This is a genomic window from Pseudomonas sp. GW821-FHT07F01, assembly GCF_059418825.1.
In genome coordinates, this window is record NZ_JBWKQO010000001.1 from 39,584 (window position 1) to 56,566 (window position 16,983).

A 16,983-nucleotide genomic window follows, 5' to 3' on the forward strand; every position below is an offset into this window, starting at 1 on the left:
TTGTGGCTGACCCAGGCTCGCCTATCCTGTTGCTGATTGACCCTTCCTTTTCATTTTGCAGCCTGCCTCGACAATGAATGACCTGAAACATCACGCCTCCCCGGAGGCATTGCCGGCGTCCGATGTGTCGGTGCGCCGCCGTTCCCTGGTGGCCGGTTGCGGCGCCCACGCGGTGCATGACGGCCTGACTGACGTGATCTATGTACTGCTACCGATCTGGCAGGCGCAGTTCGCCATGAGCTACGCCCAGATCGGCCTGCTGCGCGGCGCCTATTCCGGGATGATGGCCGGCTTCCAGTTGCTGGCCAGCCGTGGAGCCAAGCGCTGGGGGCGCGAGCGCCTGCTGGTGGGTGGCACTGCCCTGGCCGGGCTGGCCTACCTGCTGGCGGGGCAGGCCGGGGGGCTGGGGGTGCTGCTCCTGGCGCTGCTGCTGGGCGGCCTGGGGGCCAGTACCCAGCACCCGCTGGCGTCCTCGATCATCACCGACACCCACGAGGCTGGCGGCGGGGTCAAGGAAGCGCTGTCCCAGTACAACTTCGCCGGGGACATCGGCAAGACCCTGATTCCCGGGTTGGTGGGGCTGCTGCTGACCGTGATCAGCTGGCGTGCCAGCGTGACCCTGATCGGCCTCCTGGGGCTGGCCGCTGCGCTGGCGCTGTGGTGGCTGATCCCGTCCCGGGCGGCGACCCTGGCCATGCAGGAAAAGGCGCCGAAGACGGTCAAGGGCCAGGGCTCGGTCGGCGGCCTGCGGGCACTGATCCTCACCGGCACCCTGGACAGTGCGGTACGCATGGGTTTCCTGACCTTCCTGCCGTTCCTGCTCAAGGCCAAGGGCGCCGGCACCGCCGGTATCGGCCTGGCCCTGACCCTGCTGTTCGTCGGTGGCGCTTTCGGCAAGCTGCTGTGCGGTTACCTCGGGGCGCGCATCGGCATGATGAAGACCGTGTGGATCACCGAGTTCACCACCGCCAGCCTGATCGTGCTGGCGGTGTTCCTGCCCTATGTGGGGTTGATGGTGATGCTGCCGCTGCTGGGGCTGGCGCTGAACGGCACCTCGTCGGTGCTCTATGGCGCGGTGCCGGACCTGGCGGGGGCGGGCAAGCGCGAGCAGGCGTTCTCGCTGTTCTACACCGGCACCATCGGCGGCGGGGCACTGGCGCCGGTGCTGTTCGGCAGCCTCGGCGACGTCACCGGGATTCCCCTGGCGGTGATGGCCCTGGCCGCGACCCTGCTGCTGACCCTGCCGCTGTCCTGGTACGTGCAGCGTGGCCTGGACGCCGACGCCCGGTCCTTGCCCAGCCCCGGCTGAGGTCCCGCCAATGCATTGAAAGCGCAGGCCCGGAGCGGGATGGTCCGGGCCTGCTGCTTGCTGGTGGAGCGCTAGCCGCGCAGGCGCCATTCGGGCCCCGCGGCAGGGGCCGGCAGCGGCGCTGCCAGGGTCCTGGCCAGTTCGACGAAGCGCTCCAGGCAGCGCGACCCCAGGGGCGTGCGCCAACTGACCGTCTGTTCCAGCACATAGGGCTCGGCCAGCGGCACATAGACCACCCCGGGACGCTGCAGGGTCGCGGTGTAGTCGGGCACCACGGCCACCCCGCGCTCCGCCGCCACCAGGGACACCAGGGTGGTCATCTGTGACGCCGTGGGCCCCAGGCGCGGGATGATCCCGCTGTGGGCGCAGAGGTCCTCCAGGGCGGTGTTCAGGGCCGATCCGTAGGCGCTGGGAAAGGTCACGAAGGATTCCCCCGCCAGTTCGCAAAACCCCAGGCTGCTCCTGCCGGCGAAGGCGCTGCGCGACGGCACCGCCACCACCAGGGAATCGCGCGAACTCACCAGCGACTGCAAACCGTGGGCCGGCAAGTCGGGCGCCCCCCAGCCAAAGCCGATATCCAGGCTGCCATCGATCAACTGCTGGCGCTGGCTGGCGGTGGACACCTCGCGAAACGCCAGCTCCACCTCCGGCAGGCTGCGGCTGGTGTTGCGGATCATCTCGGAGAAAGCGTTGGACAGGGGAATCGAGCTGGCATAGCCGATGACGATACGGCCGATGGCGCCATGGGCGATCTTGCGCGCGGTGGCCTCGGCCTCGCCGACGGCACTGATCACCCCCCGGGCCTGCTGCAGGAACAGTTCGCCCTCCGGGGTCAGGCACACGGTGCGGGTCGAGCGTTCGAACAGGCGGATGCCCAGGCGCGCCTCCAGGGCGGCGATATGCCGGGTCAGCGGCGGTTGGGCGATCCGCAGGCGCAGGGCGGCGCGGCCGAAGTGCAATTCATCGGCAACGGTGACGAAATAACGCAGACGACGGAGCTCTAGCATTTCTTGTTTTTCCAGTATCAATCACGACGCAAACAGTATTGGCCGCTATTTGCGACTGTCATCAGAATGTAAGACGACCAGCCTAGACCAGCTTTCCAGGTTGTCGGGGGCTCATGGGTACAGGCTCGGTTCACTCTGTTTTCCGATTGTTTTCGCAGGTACAAAAATGACAAGCAGCGAAGCCACGGCCGTCCGTTTTTCCTTGTCCCAGCGTGCGCTGGGCCTCAGTGCTCCAGGCACCTCGAGCATGCGCAGCAAAGCCAACGCCCTGAAGGAAAGCGGGATCAAGGTGATCAATTTCGCCGCCGGCGAATTGTCCTTCGATGCCTGCGAGGACATGCGCGCCGGGGCCATCGAAGCCATCGCCAACGCGCGCAACCGCTACACCCCGCCCATCGGCCTGCCGGCCCTGCGCGAGAAGCTCGCGCAACGGGTCAGCCAGCGCACCGGGGTGGAGTTCGCCGCCAATGAAGTGGCGGTCACCGCCGGGGCCAAGCAGGCGCTCTACAACGCCTGCATGGTGCTGCTCAACCCCGGGGACGAGGTGATAGTGCCGACCCCGTACTGGGAAACCTTTCCCACCCAGATCCGCCTGGCCGGCGCCACCCCGGTGTGCGTCCAGACCCGCGCCGACCGCTACCGGCTGACGGTGGACGCGGTGCGTGGCGCGCTCACCGAGCGCACCCGGATGATCGTCATCAACACCCCCAACAACCCCACCGGCACCGTCTATGACCGCGAGCAACTGCTGGCCATCGCCCAGTTGGCCCAGGAGCGGCAACTGTGGGTGATGTTCGACGAGTGCTATCGCGGCCTGGTGCGCGAAGGCCGCGAGCACCACAACATCCTGGCGCTGTGCCCGGCATTGAAAGGGCAGACGGTGCTGATCGATTCCTTCTCCAAGAGCCAGGCGGTGACCGGCTGGCGGGTCGGCTACGCCTGCGCCCCGGCGCCGGTGATCGCGGCCATGCACAACCTGCAGGGGCACACCACCTCAAACCCCAGCAGCCTGTCCCAGTACGCCGCGCTCAATACCCTGAACGCCGATTCGTCGCACTTTGCCGACCTGGTCAACCCGTTCCTGCAACGCCAGCTGCACGCCGCACGCACCTACCTCGACCGCCTGGAAGGGGTGAGCTATGCGCCGCCGGAAGGCGCCTTCTACCTGTATATCGATGTCTCTTCCCGGCTCGGCGGCTACTACCACGGCGAAGCGGTGCGCGATGTGGATCACCTGGCCGACCTGCTGCTGACCGAGGCGCACATCGCGGTGGTGCCCGGCTCCGGTTGTGGCGACCCCCACTGCATCCGCATTTCCTACGCCGTGGAATATGAGGAACTGATCGAGGGCCTGGGCCGTTTCGCCCAGTTCATCTCGGCGATCGTCATCGACTGAAGCGGCTCCCGGCAGCCCAGCCCCCAGGGGATCAAGCCCGTTCCCGAGCCCGCCGTGGCCCGGGCCGGCGTCGTTCATCTTGTTGTCCGTGAAGTGAAGAACAATTACAGGAGAAAAACATGGAGAGTTCCCGCAAGGCGTTCATCGGCTACGTGCACCAGGCCCTGGTGGATGTCGAGGACCGCAACCTGGTGGAGGCCCTGCTGACGGGCTTTGAAAACCACCCCGACAAGCTGGACGGCTACTGCCTGACCTACCAGCGCATGACCTCGCGCAAGTGGTCCGAGGACTCGCTGTGCACCTTTTTCTGCGGCTGGCGCAGCCCGGATGGCGCGGCTCATGCGGTGTCCAGCATCATCGTGCGGCTGCTGCAGGAGTCCGAGGACCTGCCCGGTGATGACAACAAGCTCAAGCTGCTGGAGGCGGCCCGGCACTGCGGCGAGATCATCGTCGAGGACGTCGGCCTGGGCGAGATGCACGGCCATCCCCACCATTCCAAGCTCTACCACCGCATGGCCTCGGCCATCTGCGGCTCGGACAACTGGCGCCTGCAGGACAAGTACCTGAACCCCATCACCAAGGAGTTCTCCACCTGGGTCGGCGAGAAGCGCCCGCTGGCCCCGAACCTGGTGGAAGCCCTGGAGATGATGGCCCTGACCGAGCTGTTCAACACCGGCGAGTACAACCTGATGACACCGCTGTGGAAGAACTGGCTGCGCGAATCCTGCGGTTACCCCGCCGGGGAAGCCAACCGCATCGCCGGCTTCCTCAGCGTTCACTGCGGCGCCGTCGAGGCCCGGCATTTCCGCCACGCCACCGACGCCCTGAAGCTCTACACCCAGGCCACCGGCCAGCAGGTCAACTACCGGCGCATCGCTGCGCTGTCCGATGAGTACGTGCTGCGCGCCTGCCAGCACCTGGAGAAGATGGCCTCCGTACTCAAGGAATAAGCGCCTGCCAACCAGGCCGGGCAGGGCGCCTGCCCGGCACCGCAGGCCGGACCCTCATTCATTTATTGGAGAACTACCCACATGCGTCTTGAATCCGACTCGATGGGTTCCATTTCGGTACCGTCCAACAAGTACTGGGGAGCCCAGACCGAACGCTCCATCCACAACTTCCCCATCGGCCGTGCACGCTTCCAGTGGGGGGCGCCGATGATCCGCAGCATGGGCATCCTGAAGAAGGCCGCGGCCCTGGCCAACCTCAAGCTCGGCGAGCTGCCGGAAGCCATTGCGCTGCCCATCGTCAAGGCGGCGGATGAGGTGATCAGCGGGCAACTGGACGAGCATTTCCCGCTGGTGGTGTTCCAGACCGGTTCCGGCACCCAGTCCAACATGAACGCCAACGAAGTGATCGCCAACCGGGCCATCGAGATGCTCGGCGGCGAGCTGGGCAGCAAGAAGCCGATCCACCCCAACGACCACGTCAACCGTGGCCAGTCGTCCAACGACACCTTCCCCACGGCGATGTACATGGTGGTGGTGACGGAGATCTTCGAAACCCTGCTGCCGGGCGTCTCGGTGCTGCGCGACACGCTGTTCGAGAAGGCCGAGCAGTACCGCGATGTGGTCAAGGTCGGACGCACCCACTTGCAGGACGCCACCCCCATCACCCTGGGCCAGGAGATCGGTGGCTGGGTCGAGCAGATCGACTATGCCCTGGCGGCCATCCAGCACAACCTCACCGGCCTCTACGACCTGGCCATCGGCGGCACGGCGGTGGGCACCGGGCTCAACTCCCACCCGCAGTTCGGCGACGAGTGCGCACGAATCATCGCCGAGCTCACCGGCTACCCGTTCAAGTCCTGCGCCAACAAGTTCTTCGCCCTGTCGGCCCATGACGCGCTGATCAACACCTCGGCGGCGATCCGCACCCTGGCCATGGCCCTGATGAAGATCGCCAACGACGTGCGCTGGCTGGCCAGCGGGCCGCGCTGCGGCATCGGCGAGATCGACATTCCAGAGAACGAGCCGGGCTCCTCGATCATGCCGGGCAAGGTCAACCCGACCCAGTGCGAGGCGCTGACCATGGTCTGTACCCAGGTCTTCGGCAACGACGCCACCGTGGCCTTCGCCGGCAGCCAGGGCAATTTCCAGCTCAACGTCTACAAGCCGGTGATGGTGCACAACGTGCTGGAAAGCATCACCTTGCTGGCCGAGTCCTGCCGGGCCTTCAACGACCACTGCGCGGTGGGCATCGAGCCGAACCGGGCGCGCATCGAGGCCAATATCGAGAAGAACCTGATGCTGGTGACCGCCCTCAACCGCCACATCGGCTATGACAAGGCCGCGATCATCGCCAAGACCGCCCACCACGAGGGCAAGTCGCTGCGGGAAGTGGCCCAGCAGCTGGGCTATGTCTCGGCGGCGGATTTCGACCGCTACGTGGTGGCCCTGGACATGACCCATCCCTGAGCGAACCCGGTGTTCCCCAACCACAAGAGGCGTGTGAATCCCATGCAGGAAGCTGATATTCGCCGAACCAACCTGAGCCAGTTGCTGCGCCGCAAGCGCTGCCTTCGCGTGCTCGAAGCCCACAGCCCGATCTCCGCCCTGCTGGCGGAGCAATCCAGGCTGGAGCGGGGCAGCGGACCGAGCCTGGTCTACGACGCCATCTGGTCCAGCTCCCTTACCGACTCGACCCACAAGGGCCTGCCGGACATCGAGATCCTCTCGCCGAGCAACCGCTTGCACGGCATCCGCGAGATCTTCGATGTGTGTTCGTTGCCGATGATTTTCGACGGCGATACCGGGGGCAAGGCCGAGCACTTCGCCATCCACGTGAAGATGCTGGACCGGGCCGGGGTCTCGGCGGTGGTGATCGAGGACAAGTGCGGGCTGAAGAAGAACTCGCTGTTCGGCAACGCGGTGAGCCAGCTCCAGGACTCCATCGAGGAGTTCTGCGAAAAGATCCGCGTGGGCTGCGCCAACCGCAGCCACGAGGATCTGCTGATCATCGCCCGTTGTGAAAGCCTGATCCTCGACAAGGGCATGGACGATGCCATCGAGCGCTGCCTGGCCTATGTCGCGGCCGGCGCCGACGGGATCATGATCCACAGCCGCAAGAAGGACGGCCTGGAGATCCTCGAGTTCGCCCGGTTGTTCCGCCGCCACTGCCCGCGGGTGCCGCTGATCTGTGTGCCCACCAGCTACGCTCACTTGAGTTTCGACGAGCTGGAGGGGGCCGGCTTCAACGCGGTGATCTACGCCAACCACATGCTGCGCAGTGCCTACATGGCCATGCGTGATGTGGCGGTGGGGATTCTCGAGCATGGCCGGACCCTGGAGGTGGAGCCGCGGTGCCTGGGCATCGACGAGATCCTCGACCTGGTGCCGGGCACCCGTTAGGCACTCGCGGCCAACCCCCTTCGCAGGGCCGTGGAACGGGCGTGCTTTATCCGATTCCACTCCAAGATTCGGAACGTTCTGAATTCAGAATTTTCCTACAGACGCTGTGGGGGGCGCTGTCTAGACTCGCTCCCCGTTCGCCCGGCCAGCTACCACAGGCAACACGCTGAATGGCGGTGGTTGGTCAGGGCGGGCTGCAACACGGCTGTACCTGCCTGCCCGGTCCATGTTTCGCCTACTGCCCAGGCTGACCGGGTTGGTTCTACAGCGTGGGGCACTCATGGCCCCGGTCCCCGCATCCCCCCAACCTCTCATCGCCCCAGCCCCCTGATACCCGGCCATCGCCAGTGGCTCAGGGCAAGGTCTGGGCGCGGGCCAGGCTCGGTGCCTGCGCGCCATCCTCCCAGGCACCACCCAGGGCCCGGAACAGATTTACCTCGGCCAGCAACTGCGCCAGGCGGTCGTTGATCAGCCCTTGCTGGGCGCTGAACAGCGAGCGCTGGGCATCGAGGAACACCAGGTTGCTGTCGACGCCGATGCGGTAGCGGTGCTCGGCCAGGTTGTAGTAGTCCTGGCTGGCCTGCACCAGGCTGTGCTGGGCACTCAGTTGCTGCTGGAAGGTCTGGCGCGCGGCCAGGCCGTCGGCGACTTCCTGGAAGGCGGTCTGGATGGCCTTTTCATACTGGGCGACGCTGATGTCCTTCTGCAGCTGGGCGTAATCCAGGCTGGCCCGCAGGCTGCCGGCATTGAAGATCGGCAGGTTGATCTGCGGCTGGAAGGTCCAGGCCCCGGCACCGCCCTTGAACAGCCCGGACAGCTCCTTGCTGGCGCTGCCGGCGTTGGCGGTCAGGCTGACGCTGGGGAAGAACGCTGCACGGGCCGCGCCTATATTGGCGTTGGCGGCCTGCAACTGGTACTCGGCCTGGAGAATGTCCGGGCGCCGCTGCAACAGGTCCGAGGGCAGGCCCGCAGGCACCTGGGCCAGCATGCCCTCGGCCAGCCCGCGCCGGGGCAGGGCGTCGGGCAGCGGCGCCCCCACCAGCAGCGTCAGGTTGTTCAGGTCCTGGGCCACCTGGCGCTGGTAGCGGGCCAGGCTGGCGCGGGCACTGTCGACGCTGGTGCGGGCCTGGGCCACATCCAGGGCCGAGATCTTGCCGGCGCTGCCATTGCGGGCGGTCAGGCGCAGGCTCTGTTCGTCCGCGGCCAGGGTCTTGCGGGTCAGCTCCAGCAGCTCCTGGTCGGCACACCAGCTCAGGTAGGCCGTGGCGACATTGGCCACCAGGCTCAACTGCGCGCTGCGCCGTGCCTCTTCGCTGGACAGGTAGATCATCAGCGCCTGCTGGCTGAGGCTGCGGATGCGCCCGAAGAAGTCCAGCTCATAGGCACTGATGCCCAGGTTGGCGGAGTAGCTGGAGCTGATCAGTGCCTTGCTGCCGGTCATCTGTTCCGGCAGGCGCTGGCGCTTGCCCGAGACGCCGGCGCTCACCGCCGGGAACAGGTCGGCACGCTGGATGCGGTACTGGGCCTGGTAGGCCGCGACATTCAGCGCCGCCACTCGCAGGTCGCGGTTGTTCTGCAGGGCGCTGTGAATCAATTGCTGCAGCAACGGGTCCTGGAACAGTCCCTGCCAGTCGGCCCCCGGGTTGCCGGCAGCGGGGGCGAAGGCTGCGCCCTGTGGGTACTGGGGCGCCACGGGAGCGGTCGGGCGCTGGTAGTCCGGGGCCAGGGAGCAGCCGCCGAGGGCCAGGGCCAGGGCCGCCAGGGTCAGTGGGGAGTTACGCATTGATCAGCCTCGTGACAAGGACATCCTGATGGCGGACAGCCAGGGGCGTGCGGGCGGTTTCAGGCGCCGACCATCCACTTGGCCAGCCCGTGACGGCCGCTGACCCCGAGCTTGGCGGCGGCGCGCTTGAGGTAGGTTTCCACCGAGCTGTTCTTGACGCTCAGGCGCTGGGCCATTTCCGGCACGGTGCCGCCGGTCAGCAACCCCAGGCAGACTTCCTTTTCCCGCGCCGAGAGGGTGATGTCGCCCAGGGACAGGCGCTCATCGAACTCCCGTTGCAGCGGTGTCTGCTGCAAGGCATCGGCGGGCTTGGCACTCCAGCTGCGCAGGTTCTTCAGGGCCTGTTGCCGGTGCAGCTGGGCGTGGCGTTCCAGCAACGGCAGCAGGGTCTGCGACAGGCTCTTGAGAAACGACAGTTCGGACAGGGAAAAGCCGCCCTGGTCGGGAGCCCGGTAGAGGGCGATGACACAGCGGCGATTGGCTTTGCGCGAGACCAGGTGGCATTGGTGCGCGGTGGTGCGGGAAGGGCCGCTGCGGGCCTGGGCATTCATTTGAATCAGCAGCGAGTCGTCCATTTCCAGCATCTGCTGCAGCAGCGGGTCATGGCGTCGCGGCGGCTCCGGCAGTGGCAGGTCCTTGTGCAGCCCGGCGCGCCCCAGCAGGGTAATGGCCAGGGGGCTGGCCTGGCGTTCGTCCAGGGTCCATTCGCTGAGTACCAGTTGGGTCAGAGGCACCAGCTTGTCCACCAGTTGCAGCATTTCGCTGGCGAACTGCGGGTGGCCGGAGCTGGAAATCAACTGCCCCAGTTCGAAGTAGAAGTGCGGGGTTTCCAGGTTCGCAATACTGCTGGTCAGACTCATATCCTTATCATCCTTGATCGAGACAAATCGCTGATCGACGCGCGCTTGCCGCGGCATGCCGTGGCAGATTCCCGATGAACCTGATCCAGTTCCCGGGCGTTGATTTAAGCCTATGGCTTTGCCTGGCGTCTGTAGGGGGAAACCGGGACATCATGGCCCTGCCAGGGCCTCGCCAAGGCTCTGGGTCAAGCCCTTGCGACGGCCCCGTCGCGCCCGCCGGCGGGGTGTTTCCCTGCGTCAAGGTTGCCCGAGGGGCAAGCCTGCGGTGGAACGCAAAAGCCCTCCGCCAGGCCATGAGCGTCGTTCACGCGTAGCCAATTTCCTACAGCCGATTCAGCTGATCAGCAGAGCTGCTGCAACAGCCCGGCGCGGTGCTGCCCGAGGTGCCCGACCGGGGCCGGAACTGTCCGGGTTTCGGGTGACATACAGGCCCTGGGGCCGATGCTTAAATCCGCGGACGCCGGTGCCCGGGCCCATCACATGAGAAGGATCTTATGACGCATTTTTCCGCCGCAGCCGTGGGCGCTTTCGTCGCGCCAGTCACCCCAGCCAGCCACTGCCCGCCATGGGCCGGGCACCCCGCCCGGGGGCGCGCATGAACGCCGGTCCGGTACAGGCCCGGGGCCTGCCGCTGACCGCCGGGCAGCGCGATATCTGGCTCGACCAACTGAGCCGGGGCGACTCGCCGCTGTACAACATCGGCGGCTATGCCGTGCTCAAGGGGCCGTTCCGGCCCGAGCTGATGCAGCGCACCGTGGAGCTGCTGGTGGACAAGCACGACGTGCTGCGCACGGTGTTGTCCCTGGAGGGCAGCGTCGACGGTCTGCCCTTGCAGCACTTCGACCGGCAGTGGCCGGTGGAGCTGGTGTTCCATGACCTGTCCGCGGCGGCCGATCCGCTGGCGGCGGCCCAGGCGCAGATCCGCCGGCAGATGCAGCAGGCGTTCAAGCTCGACGGCGAACGGCTGTGCCGCTTCTCGCTGTTCCGGGTGGGCCCCGAGCATCACCTGATGGAAGTCGAGGCCCATCACCTGATCCTCGACGGCTGGGGGTTCGCCCAGCTGTCCCAGTCCCTGGGCGGGCTCTACAGCGCCCTGGCCAGCGGCGAGGAGCCCCAGGCCACGGCGCCGTCCTTTGTCGACTTCATCGAGGACGACACCCGCTACCACCAGTCCAGCCGCTATGCCCGGGACCGCGACTACTGGCTGGACAAGTACCAGAGCCTGCCGGAGCCGGTGCTGCGCCCGCGCTACCGGCCCGCCGCCGACGCCGCGACCCCGGGGGCGACCCTGGTCCAGGCGTTCCCCGCGGCCTTGCACGAACGCATGAAGGCCCTGGGCAAGAGCACCGGGGCCTCGGCCTTTCATGTGCTGCTGGCGGCGCTGCATGTGTACTTCACCCGCACCCTGCAACGGGACGAATGGGTCCTGGGCATGCCGGTGCTGAACCGCCCCAATGCGGCCTTCAAGGTGACCCTGGGTTCCTTCACCCAAGTCAGCGCGGTGCGCATGGACTTCGGCCGCGAACTGAGCTTCGAGGCTTTGGTGGGGGCGGTGCGCGATGTACTGAAACAGGACTTCCGCCACCAGCGCTTTCCCCTGAGCGAACTCAACCGCGCCCTCGGCCTGCTGCGCGAAGACCGCGCGCAGCTGTTCGAGCTGTCGCTGTCCTACGAACTGGAAGACCTGGACTACCGCTATGGCGAGGCGGCGGCCTCGTCGGTGAAAGTCTCCAACCGCCACGAGCCCACGCCCCTGGCCATCCACCTGCGCAGCAACAGCTTCGATGACAGCGCCTGGATGCACTACGTCTACGACTCGGCGTATTTCCAGCCCGAGGAAATCGAGGCCCTGGCCGCGCGCCTGCTGCATGTGCTGGAGCAGGGGCTGGACAATGTGCAACTGCCGGTGGCCCGCTTCTCCCTGCTGCCTGCCGCTGAGCTGCGCCGCTTGCAGGCCTGGAACGCCAACGAACAGCCAGCCGCCGCCGAACAGCGGATTCACGCCCGGGTCGCAGCCTGGGCCCGGCGCACGCCTCAGGCCATTGCCCTGGTCGCCCAGGGCCAGGCCCTCAGCTATGAACAGCTCGACCGCCGGGCCAACGCCCTGGCCCTGCACCTGCGCGAGCTGGGAGTGGGGCCGGATGCGCGGGTGGCCATCGTCGCCCGGCGCAGCCCGGAAACCCTGGTGGGGCTGCTGGCGATTCTCAAGGCCGGCGCGGGCTATGTACCCCTGGACCCGGCCCATCCGGCTGAGCGCCTGGCCTTCCTGCTGCACGACAGCGCACCGCGGGCGGTGTTGACCCAGGGCGCCCTGCGCCAGTGCCTGCCGACGCTGAACGTGCCGCTGATCGACCTTGACAACGGCCAGTGGCTGGATGGCCCTGGCGAGATTGCCGAGGCCGCCGGGCTGACCGCCGAGCACCTGGCCTACGTGATCTACACCTCCGGCTCCACCGGCCAGCCCAAGGGCGTGATGGTGGAGCACCAGAGCCTGTCGAACCTGGTGGACTGGCATGGCCGGGCTTTCGACCTCCAGGCTGGCAGCCACACCTCATGCCTTGCCGGTTTCGGCTTCGATGCCATGGCCTGGGAAGTCTGGCCGGCCCTGTGCGCCGGGGCGACCCTGCACCTGGCGCCGGTCAGCGACGGCCCCGAGGAGCTGGACCGCCTGCTGGCCTGGTGGCGCGCCCAGCCGCTGGAGGTGAGCTTTCTGCCGACCCCGGTGGCCGAGTACGCCCTCAGCCAGCAACTGGGCCACCCGACCCTGCGCACCTTGCTGATCGGCGGCGACCGCCTGCGCCAGTTGCCTGCTGACCCCGGGTTTGCCGTGATCAACAACTACGGCCCCACCGAGGCCACGGTGGTCGCCACTTCCGGTGCCATCGAGGCCGGGCAGGCCCTGCATATCGGCCGGCCCATCGCCAATACCCGGATCTACCTGCTGGATGAACAGCAGCAACTGCTGCCCATCGGCGTGCCCGGCGAGCTCTATGTGGGCGGTGGTGGGGTGGCCCGGGGTTACCTCAACCGCGATGGGATGAACGCCGGACGCTTCCTTGCGGACCCCTTCAGCGACCGTCCCGGCGCGCGCATGTACCGCAGCGGCGACCTGGCTCGCTGGCGGGAGGACGGCAGCCTGGAATACCTGGGGCGCAACGACGATCAGGTGAAGATCCGCGGCCTGCGCATCGAGCTGGGGGAAATCGAGACCCGCCTGGGGGATCACCCGGCAGTACGCGAGGCGCTGGTCCAGGCCCGGGACGGCCAGTTGCTGGCCTGGTTCATTCCGCGCCAGGCGGTCACGGCCCTGCAACTGCGGGAATTTCTGCGCCAGCAGTTGCCGGAGTACATGTTGCCCATGGCCTACGTACCGCTCGACGCCTGGCCGCTGACCGGCAACGGCAAGCTGGACCGCCGGGCGCTGCCGGCGCCGGGGCCCGAGGACCTGATCAGCCGCGCCTACGAGGCGCCCCAGGGCCCGCTGGAAATCACCCTGGCCGGGCTCTGGAGCGAGCTGCTGCAGGTGGAGCAGGTGGGCCGCCACGATCACTTCTTCGAACTGGGCGGGCATTCGCTGCTGGCCCTGCAACTGATCCAGCGCATGGCCCAGGCCGGCCTGCAGGCCGATGTGCGGGTGCTGTTCGGCCAGCCGACCCTGGCCAGTCTCGCTGCGGCGGTGAGCACCGGGCAGGTCGTCGAGGTCCCGGCCAACCGCGTTCCGCCCGACTGCCAGCGCATCACCCCGGCGATGCTGCCCTTGGTGGAGCTGGATCAGGACAGCATCGACCGGGTGGTGGCCTGCATCCCCGGCGGCGCTGCCAATGTGCAGGACATCTACCCCCTGGCGCCGTTGCAGGAGGGCCTGCTCTATCACCACATGACCGCCGCCCGCGATCCCTACCAGCAGCACGCGCTGTTCGCCTTCGCCCGGCGCGAGGACCTGGACGCCTTCGCCCTGGCGCTGCAGGCAGTGATCGAGCGCCACGACATCCTGCGCACCAGCCTGGTCTGGGACGTGCTGGAGCAGCCGCTGCAGGTGGTCTGGCGCCAGGCCCGGCTGACGGTGCAAGAGTGGCAGGCCGGGCCCGGCGGCCATGTAGCGGAGCGACTGCGCGAGCACTTCGACCCGCAGCACAACCCGCTGGATATCCGCCAGGCGCCGATGCTGGCCCTGGCCTGGGCCGAGGACCGGGCCAATGGGCGGTGGATCGGCCTGCTGCGCTTCCATCACCTGGTCAACGACGCCACCAGTACCGCGGTGCTGCTGGCGGAAATCGCCGCCCATGTGCAAGGCCGGCAAGCCAGCCTGGCGCCGGCCTATGCCTACCGTGACTACGTGGCTCGCACGCGCCAGGGGCAGGCCGCCCACAAGGCGTTCTTCGAGGCCGGCCTGGGCACGGTGGACGAGCCGACCCTGGCCTTCGAACTGCAGGAACGGCCCGGGGAACAACTGGACCTGCAGCACGCCAGCGGCCTGCTGGAAGCCGAGCTTGGCCAGCGCCTGCGGACCCAGGTGCGCCAGCTCGGGGTCAGCGCCGCCAGCCTGTTTCACCTGGCCTGGGCCCTGGTACTGGGGCGTACCAGCGGCCGTGAGGACGTGCTCTTCGGCAGTGTATTGCTGGGCCGCCTGCAAGCCGGAGCGGGGGCCGACCGGGCCCTGGGCATGTTCATCAACACCTTGCCACTGCGCCTGGAGCTGGCGGGGCTGACGGTGGCCGAGGGGCTGGGCCAGGCCCAGCAGCGCCTCAGTGCCTTGCTCGCCCACGAGCAGGCGCCGCTGTCCCTGGCCCAGCGCTGCAGCGCGGTGGCGGCGCCGACCCCGCTGTTCAATGCCTTGCTCAACTATCGCCACAACCTCGGCGGCGACCTGTTGCAGGGTTTGCCTGGGGTCGAGTTGCTGAGCAGCGAAGAGGTGCTCAGCTACCCGCTGATGCTGGCGGTGGACGACCTGGAACCGGGGTTCCGCCTGGGCTGCCGGGCCCCGCGGCGGATCGGCGCGCAACGCCTGCTGGGCTACCTGAGCACCGCTCTCGAAGCGCTGGTGCTGGCCCTGGAACAGGCGCCGCAGACGCCGTTGCACAGCCTGTCGATCCTGCCGCCGGTGGAGTCGCGCTACCTGCTGCAAACGCTCAATGCCACCCGTTCGCAATACCCTCGGGAGCTGACCCTGCATGCCCTGTTCGAAGCCCAGGTGCGGCGCACGCCCGAGGCCATTGCACTGCAGGCCGGCGCGCGGCAACTGAGCTACCGGCAGCTCAACCAGCGCGCCAACCAGCTGGCCCATTACCTGCGCGAGCAGGGGGTGGGGCCGGATGTGCGAGTCGGGCTCTGCGTGCAGCGCAGCCCGGAACTGCTGATCGGCCTGTTGGGCATCCTCAAGGCCGGCGGTGCCTATGTGCCCCTGGACCCGGACTACCCGCTGGAGCGCCTGCGCTACCTGGTGCAGGACAGCCAGCCACTGGCGGTGCTGGTGCACCAGCCGACCCGCGAGCTGCTGGGCCCGCTGCCCCTGTCGCTGATCGACTTCGACCGCAGTACCTGGGAGCAGGCGCCGCAGCATGATCCCGTGGTGGCAGGGCTGACGGTTTCGCACCTGGCCTACGTGATCTACACCTCGGGTTCCACCGGTACACCCAAGGGGGTGATGGTGGAGCACCGCGGCCTGGGCAACCTGATGCACTGGAGTTCGCAGCTGTGTGGCGAGCGGGCCCGGGGCACCCTGCTGCAAAAGGCGCCGTTCAGTTTCGACGGCTCGGTCTGGGAGCTGTTCTGGCCCCTGGTCACCGGCATGCGCCTGTTGCTGGCGCGGCCCGACGGCCAGCGCGATCCGCTGTATCTGGCGCAATTGGTGCGCGAGGAGCAGGTGAGCATGATCAAGTTCGTGCCGGCCATGCTCCTGCAATTTCTGCAGTTGGAAGAGGCCGGCCAGTGCCACAGCCTGACCGATGTGTTCTGCGGCGGCGGCGAGCTGACCGAAGCGATTGCCCGGCTGTTCCGCCAGCGCCTGCCCGGGGCCCGTTTGCACAACGTCTACGGCCCCACCGAGGCCACCGTGGACAGCAGCGCCTGGACCCTGGAGCCCGGGGCAGCGGTGCCGCCGGTGCAACTGCCGATCGGCAAGGCCATCACCAACACCCGGCTGTATGTGCTGGATGCCCATGACCAGCCGGTGCCCCAGGGCGTCAGCGGCCAGCTGCACATTGGCGGGGTCGGGGTTGCCCGGGGTTACCTGGGCTTGCCGCAGTTGCAGGCCGAGCGCTTTATCGACAGCCCCTTCGTCGCCGGCGACCGGCTGTACCGCAGCGGTGACCGGGTGCGCTACAACGCTGACGGCGACCTGGAGTTCCTCGGGCGCAACGACTTCCAGGTCAAGCTGCGGGGGCTGCGCCTGGAGCTGGGGGAAATCGAGGCGCGGCTGGCCAGCCACCCGGCCCTGCGCGAGGTGGCGGTGCTGATGCGTGGCGAGCGCCTGGTGGCCTATTTCAGCCTGCACCCCGGGGTGGCGGCGCCGGGGATCGAGGCGCTGCGGGCCCATGTCCTGGAGCGTCTGCCGGAGTACATGGTGCCGGCAGCCTATGTGCAACTGGCGGCGCTGCCCCTGAGCGCCAACGGCAAGCTGGCGCGCGATGCACTGCCGGAGCCGGGCCTGGAAGCGGTGCTGAGCCGCGATTTCGAGCCGCCCCAGGGGCCGCTTGAAACCACCCTGGCGCGGCTCTGGGCCGAGGTGCTGCAAGTGGAGCGGGTAGGGCGCCACGACCACTTCTTCGAACTGGGCGGGCATTCCCTGCTGGCGGTCAGCCTGGTGGCGCGGATGCGCCAGGAAGGCCTGCACGCCGATGCCCGCCTGTTGTTCAGCCAGCCGACCCTGGCGGCGCTGGCGGCCCATACCCTGGGCCAGTTGCAGCGCCTGGAAATCCCCGCTACCACCATCCCCCAGCTCAAGCGCCAGCGGCGTCTCTGAGGCCGCTGCAAGTGCTTTTCCCCGCGCCGGCCCCAGGGCCGGCGCGGGCCGTGGTACCTCAGCGGGACAGGCCCCGCGCCATGTCCCGGCTTCCCATGTCAGCCCCGCTGCGGCGGATGTTTTAGCGTCTGCGAGCTGCCAGCAAGCCTGGCGGGCTCACTGTCCCTGGTGCTTTTTGCGCAACGGCGCGACAGCCCCGCGCGGTGCCTGGCAGCGGCGCTTGTCGCCCGTCCGGGCAGCGGGGCGCCGGTGAAAGGTTGCATCTGAAACAAGGACGTTCTCTTCAACCGTTTCCGAATTCTCAGGCAGGTTACAAG

General features: G+C 67.7%; 9 protein-coding genes. 6 read left to right on the plus strand and 3 right to left on the minus strand.

The annotated features are described in order from the left end of the window. The first annotated feature begins 73 nt into the window (after positions 1-73). A complete protein-coding gene (locus tag AC07R1_RS00260; protein WP_011060437.1) occupies positions 74-1,309 on the plus strand; it encodes an MFS transporter in 1,236 nt (411 codons plus the stop codon). A 71-nt stretch (positions 1,310-1,380) separates the two neighbouring features. Here AC07R1_RS00260 and AC07R1_RS00265 read toward each other — a convergent pair whose 3' ends face one another. Further along, complete coding sequence (locus AC07R1_RS00265; RefSeq protein WP_236204119.1) at positions 1,381-2,316, minus strand: LysR substrate-binding domain-containing protein; 936 nt, start codon at positions 2,314-2,316, stop codon at positions 1,381-1,383. A 166-nt stretch (positions 2,317-2,482) separates the two neighbouring features. On the opposite strand from AC07R1_RS00265, the gene AC07R1_RS00270 reads away from it, so the two are divergent. From AC07R1_RS00270 to aepX, 4 genes are all read left to right on the plus strand, one after another. After that, a complete protein-coding gene (locus AC07R1_RS00270; protein WP_495109938.1) occupies positions 2,483-3,712 on the plus strand; it encodes a pyridoxal phosphate-dependent aminotransferase in 1,230 nt (409 codons plus the stop codon). Between the two features lie 119 nt (positions 3,713-3,831). Then, positions 3,832-4,662, plus strand: coding sequence for a hypothetical protein (locus AC07R1_RS00275; RefSeq protein WP_011060440.1), 831 nt, complete (start codon positions 3,832-3,834; stop codon positions 4,660-4,662). A gap of 81 nt (positions 4,663-4,743) precedes the next feature. After that, a complete protein-coding gene (fumC, locus tag AC07R1_RS00280; protein ID WP_011060441.1) occupies positions 4,744-6,129 on the plus strand; it encodes a class II fumarate hydratase in 1,386 nt (461 codons plus the stop codon). A gap of 42 nt (positions 6,130-6,171) precedes the next feature. Next, positions 6,172-7,062 carry a phosphoenolpyruvate mutase gene (gene aepX / locus AC07R1_RS00285; protein ID WP_011060442.1) on the plus strand — a complete coding sequence of 297 codons (891 nt, stop codon included), beginning with the start codon at positions 6,172-6,174 and terminating at the stop codon, positions 7,060-7,062. A 352-nt stretch (positions 7,063-7,414) separates the two neighbouring features. Here aepX and AC07R1_RS00290 read toward each other — a convergent pair whose 3' ends face one another. Together AC07R1_RS00290 and AC07R1_RS00295 are read right to left on the minus strand one after the other, a co-directional pair. After that, positions 7,415-8,845, minus strand: a complete 1,431-nt coding sequence (locus AC07R1_RS00290; RefSeq protein ID WP_495109939.1) for an efflux transporter outer membrane subunit — start codon at positions 8,843-8,845, stop codon at positions 7,415-7,417. 59 nt (positions 8,846-8,904) lie between these two features. Beyond that, positions 8,905-9,705 carry a helix-turn-helix transcriptional regulator gene (locus AC07R1_RS00295; RefSeq protein ID WP_011060444.1) on the minus strand — a complete coding sequence of 267 codons (801 nt, stop codon included), beginning with the start codon at positions 9,703-9,705 and terminating at the stop codon, positions 8,905-8,907. A gap of 595 nt (positions 9,706-10,300) precedes the next feature. Between AC07R1_RS00295 and ofaA the strand changes: the two genes are divergently transcribed. Continuing rightward, on the plus strand, positions 10,301-16,666 hold the full coding sequence (ofaA, locus tag AC07R1_RS00300) for an orfamide A non-ribosomal peptide synthetase OfaA (RefSeq protein WP_495109940.1): 6,366 nt from the start codon (positions 10,301-10,303) through the stop codon (positions 16,664-16,666). The last annotated feature ends 317 nt before the right edge of the window (positions 16,667-16,983 follow it).

What these genes read in the sequence shown, in the direction of transcription:
- AC07R1_RS00270 (WP_495109938.1), top strand. Translation starts at nt 2,483, where the DNA reads ATGACAAGCAGCGAAGCCACGGCCGTCCGTTTTTCCTTGTCCCAGCGT.
- AC07R1_RS00290 (WP_495109939.1), bottom strand. Translation starts at nt 8,845, where the DNA reads ATGCGTAACTCCCCACTGACCCTGGCGGCCCTGGCCCTGGCCCTCGGC.
- AC07R1_RS00265 (WP_236204119.1), bottom strand. Translation starts at nt 2,316, where the DNA reads ATGCTAGAGCTCCGTCGTCTGCGTTATTTCGTCACCGTTGCCGATGAA.
- aepX (WP_011060442.1), top strand. Translation starts at nt 6,172, where the DNA reads ATGCAGGAAGCTGATATTCGCCGAACCAACCTGAGCCAGTTGCTGCGC.
- ofaA (WP_495109940.1), top strand. Translation starts at nt 10,301, where the DNA reads ATGAACGCCGGTCCGGTACAGGCCCGGGGCCTGCCGCTGACCGCCGGG.
- AC07R1_RS00275 (WP_011060440.1), top strand. Translation starts at nt 3,832, where the DNA reads ATGGAGAGTTCCCGCAAGGCGTTCATCGGCTACGTGCACCAGGCCCTG.
- fumC (WP_011060441.1), top strand. Translation starts at nt 4,744, where the DNA reads ATGCGTCTTGAATCCGACTCGATGGGTTCCATTTCGGTACCGTCCAAC.
- AC07R1_RS00295 (WP_011060444.1), bottom strand. Translation starts at nt 9,705, where the DNA reads ATGAGTCTGACCAGCAGTATTGCGAACCTGGAAACCCCGCACTTCTAC.
- AC07R1_RS00260 (WP_011060437.1), top strand. Translation starts at nt 74, where the DNA reads ATGAATGACCTGAAACATCACGCCTCCCCGGAGGCATTGCCGGCGTCC.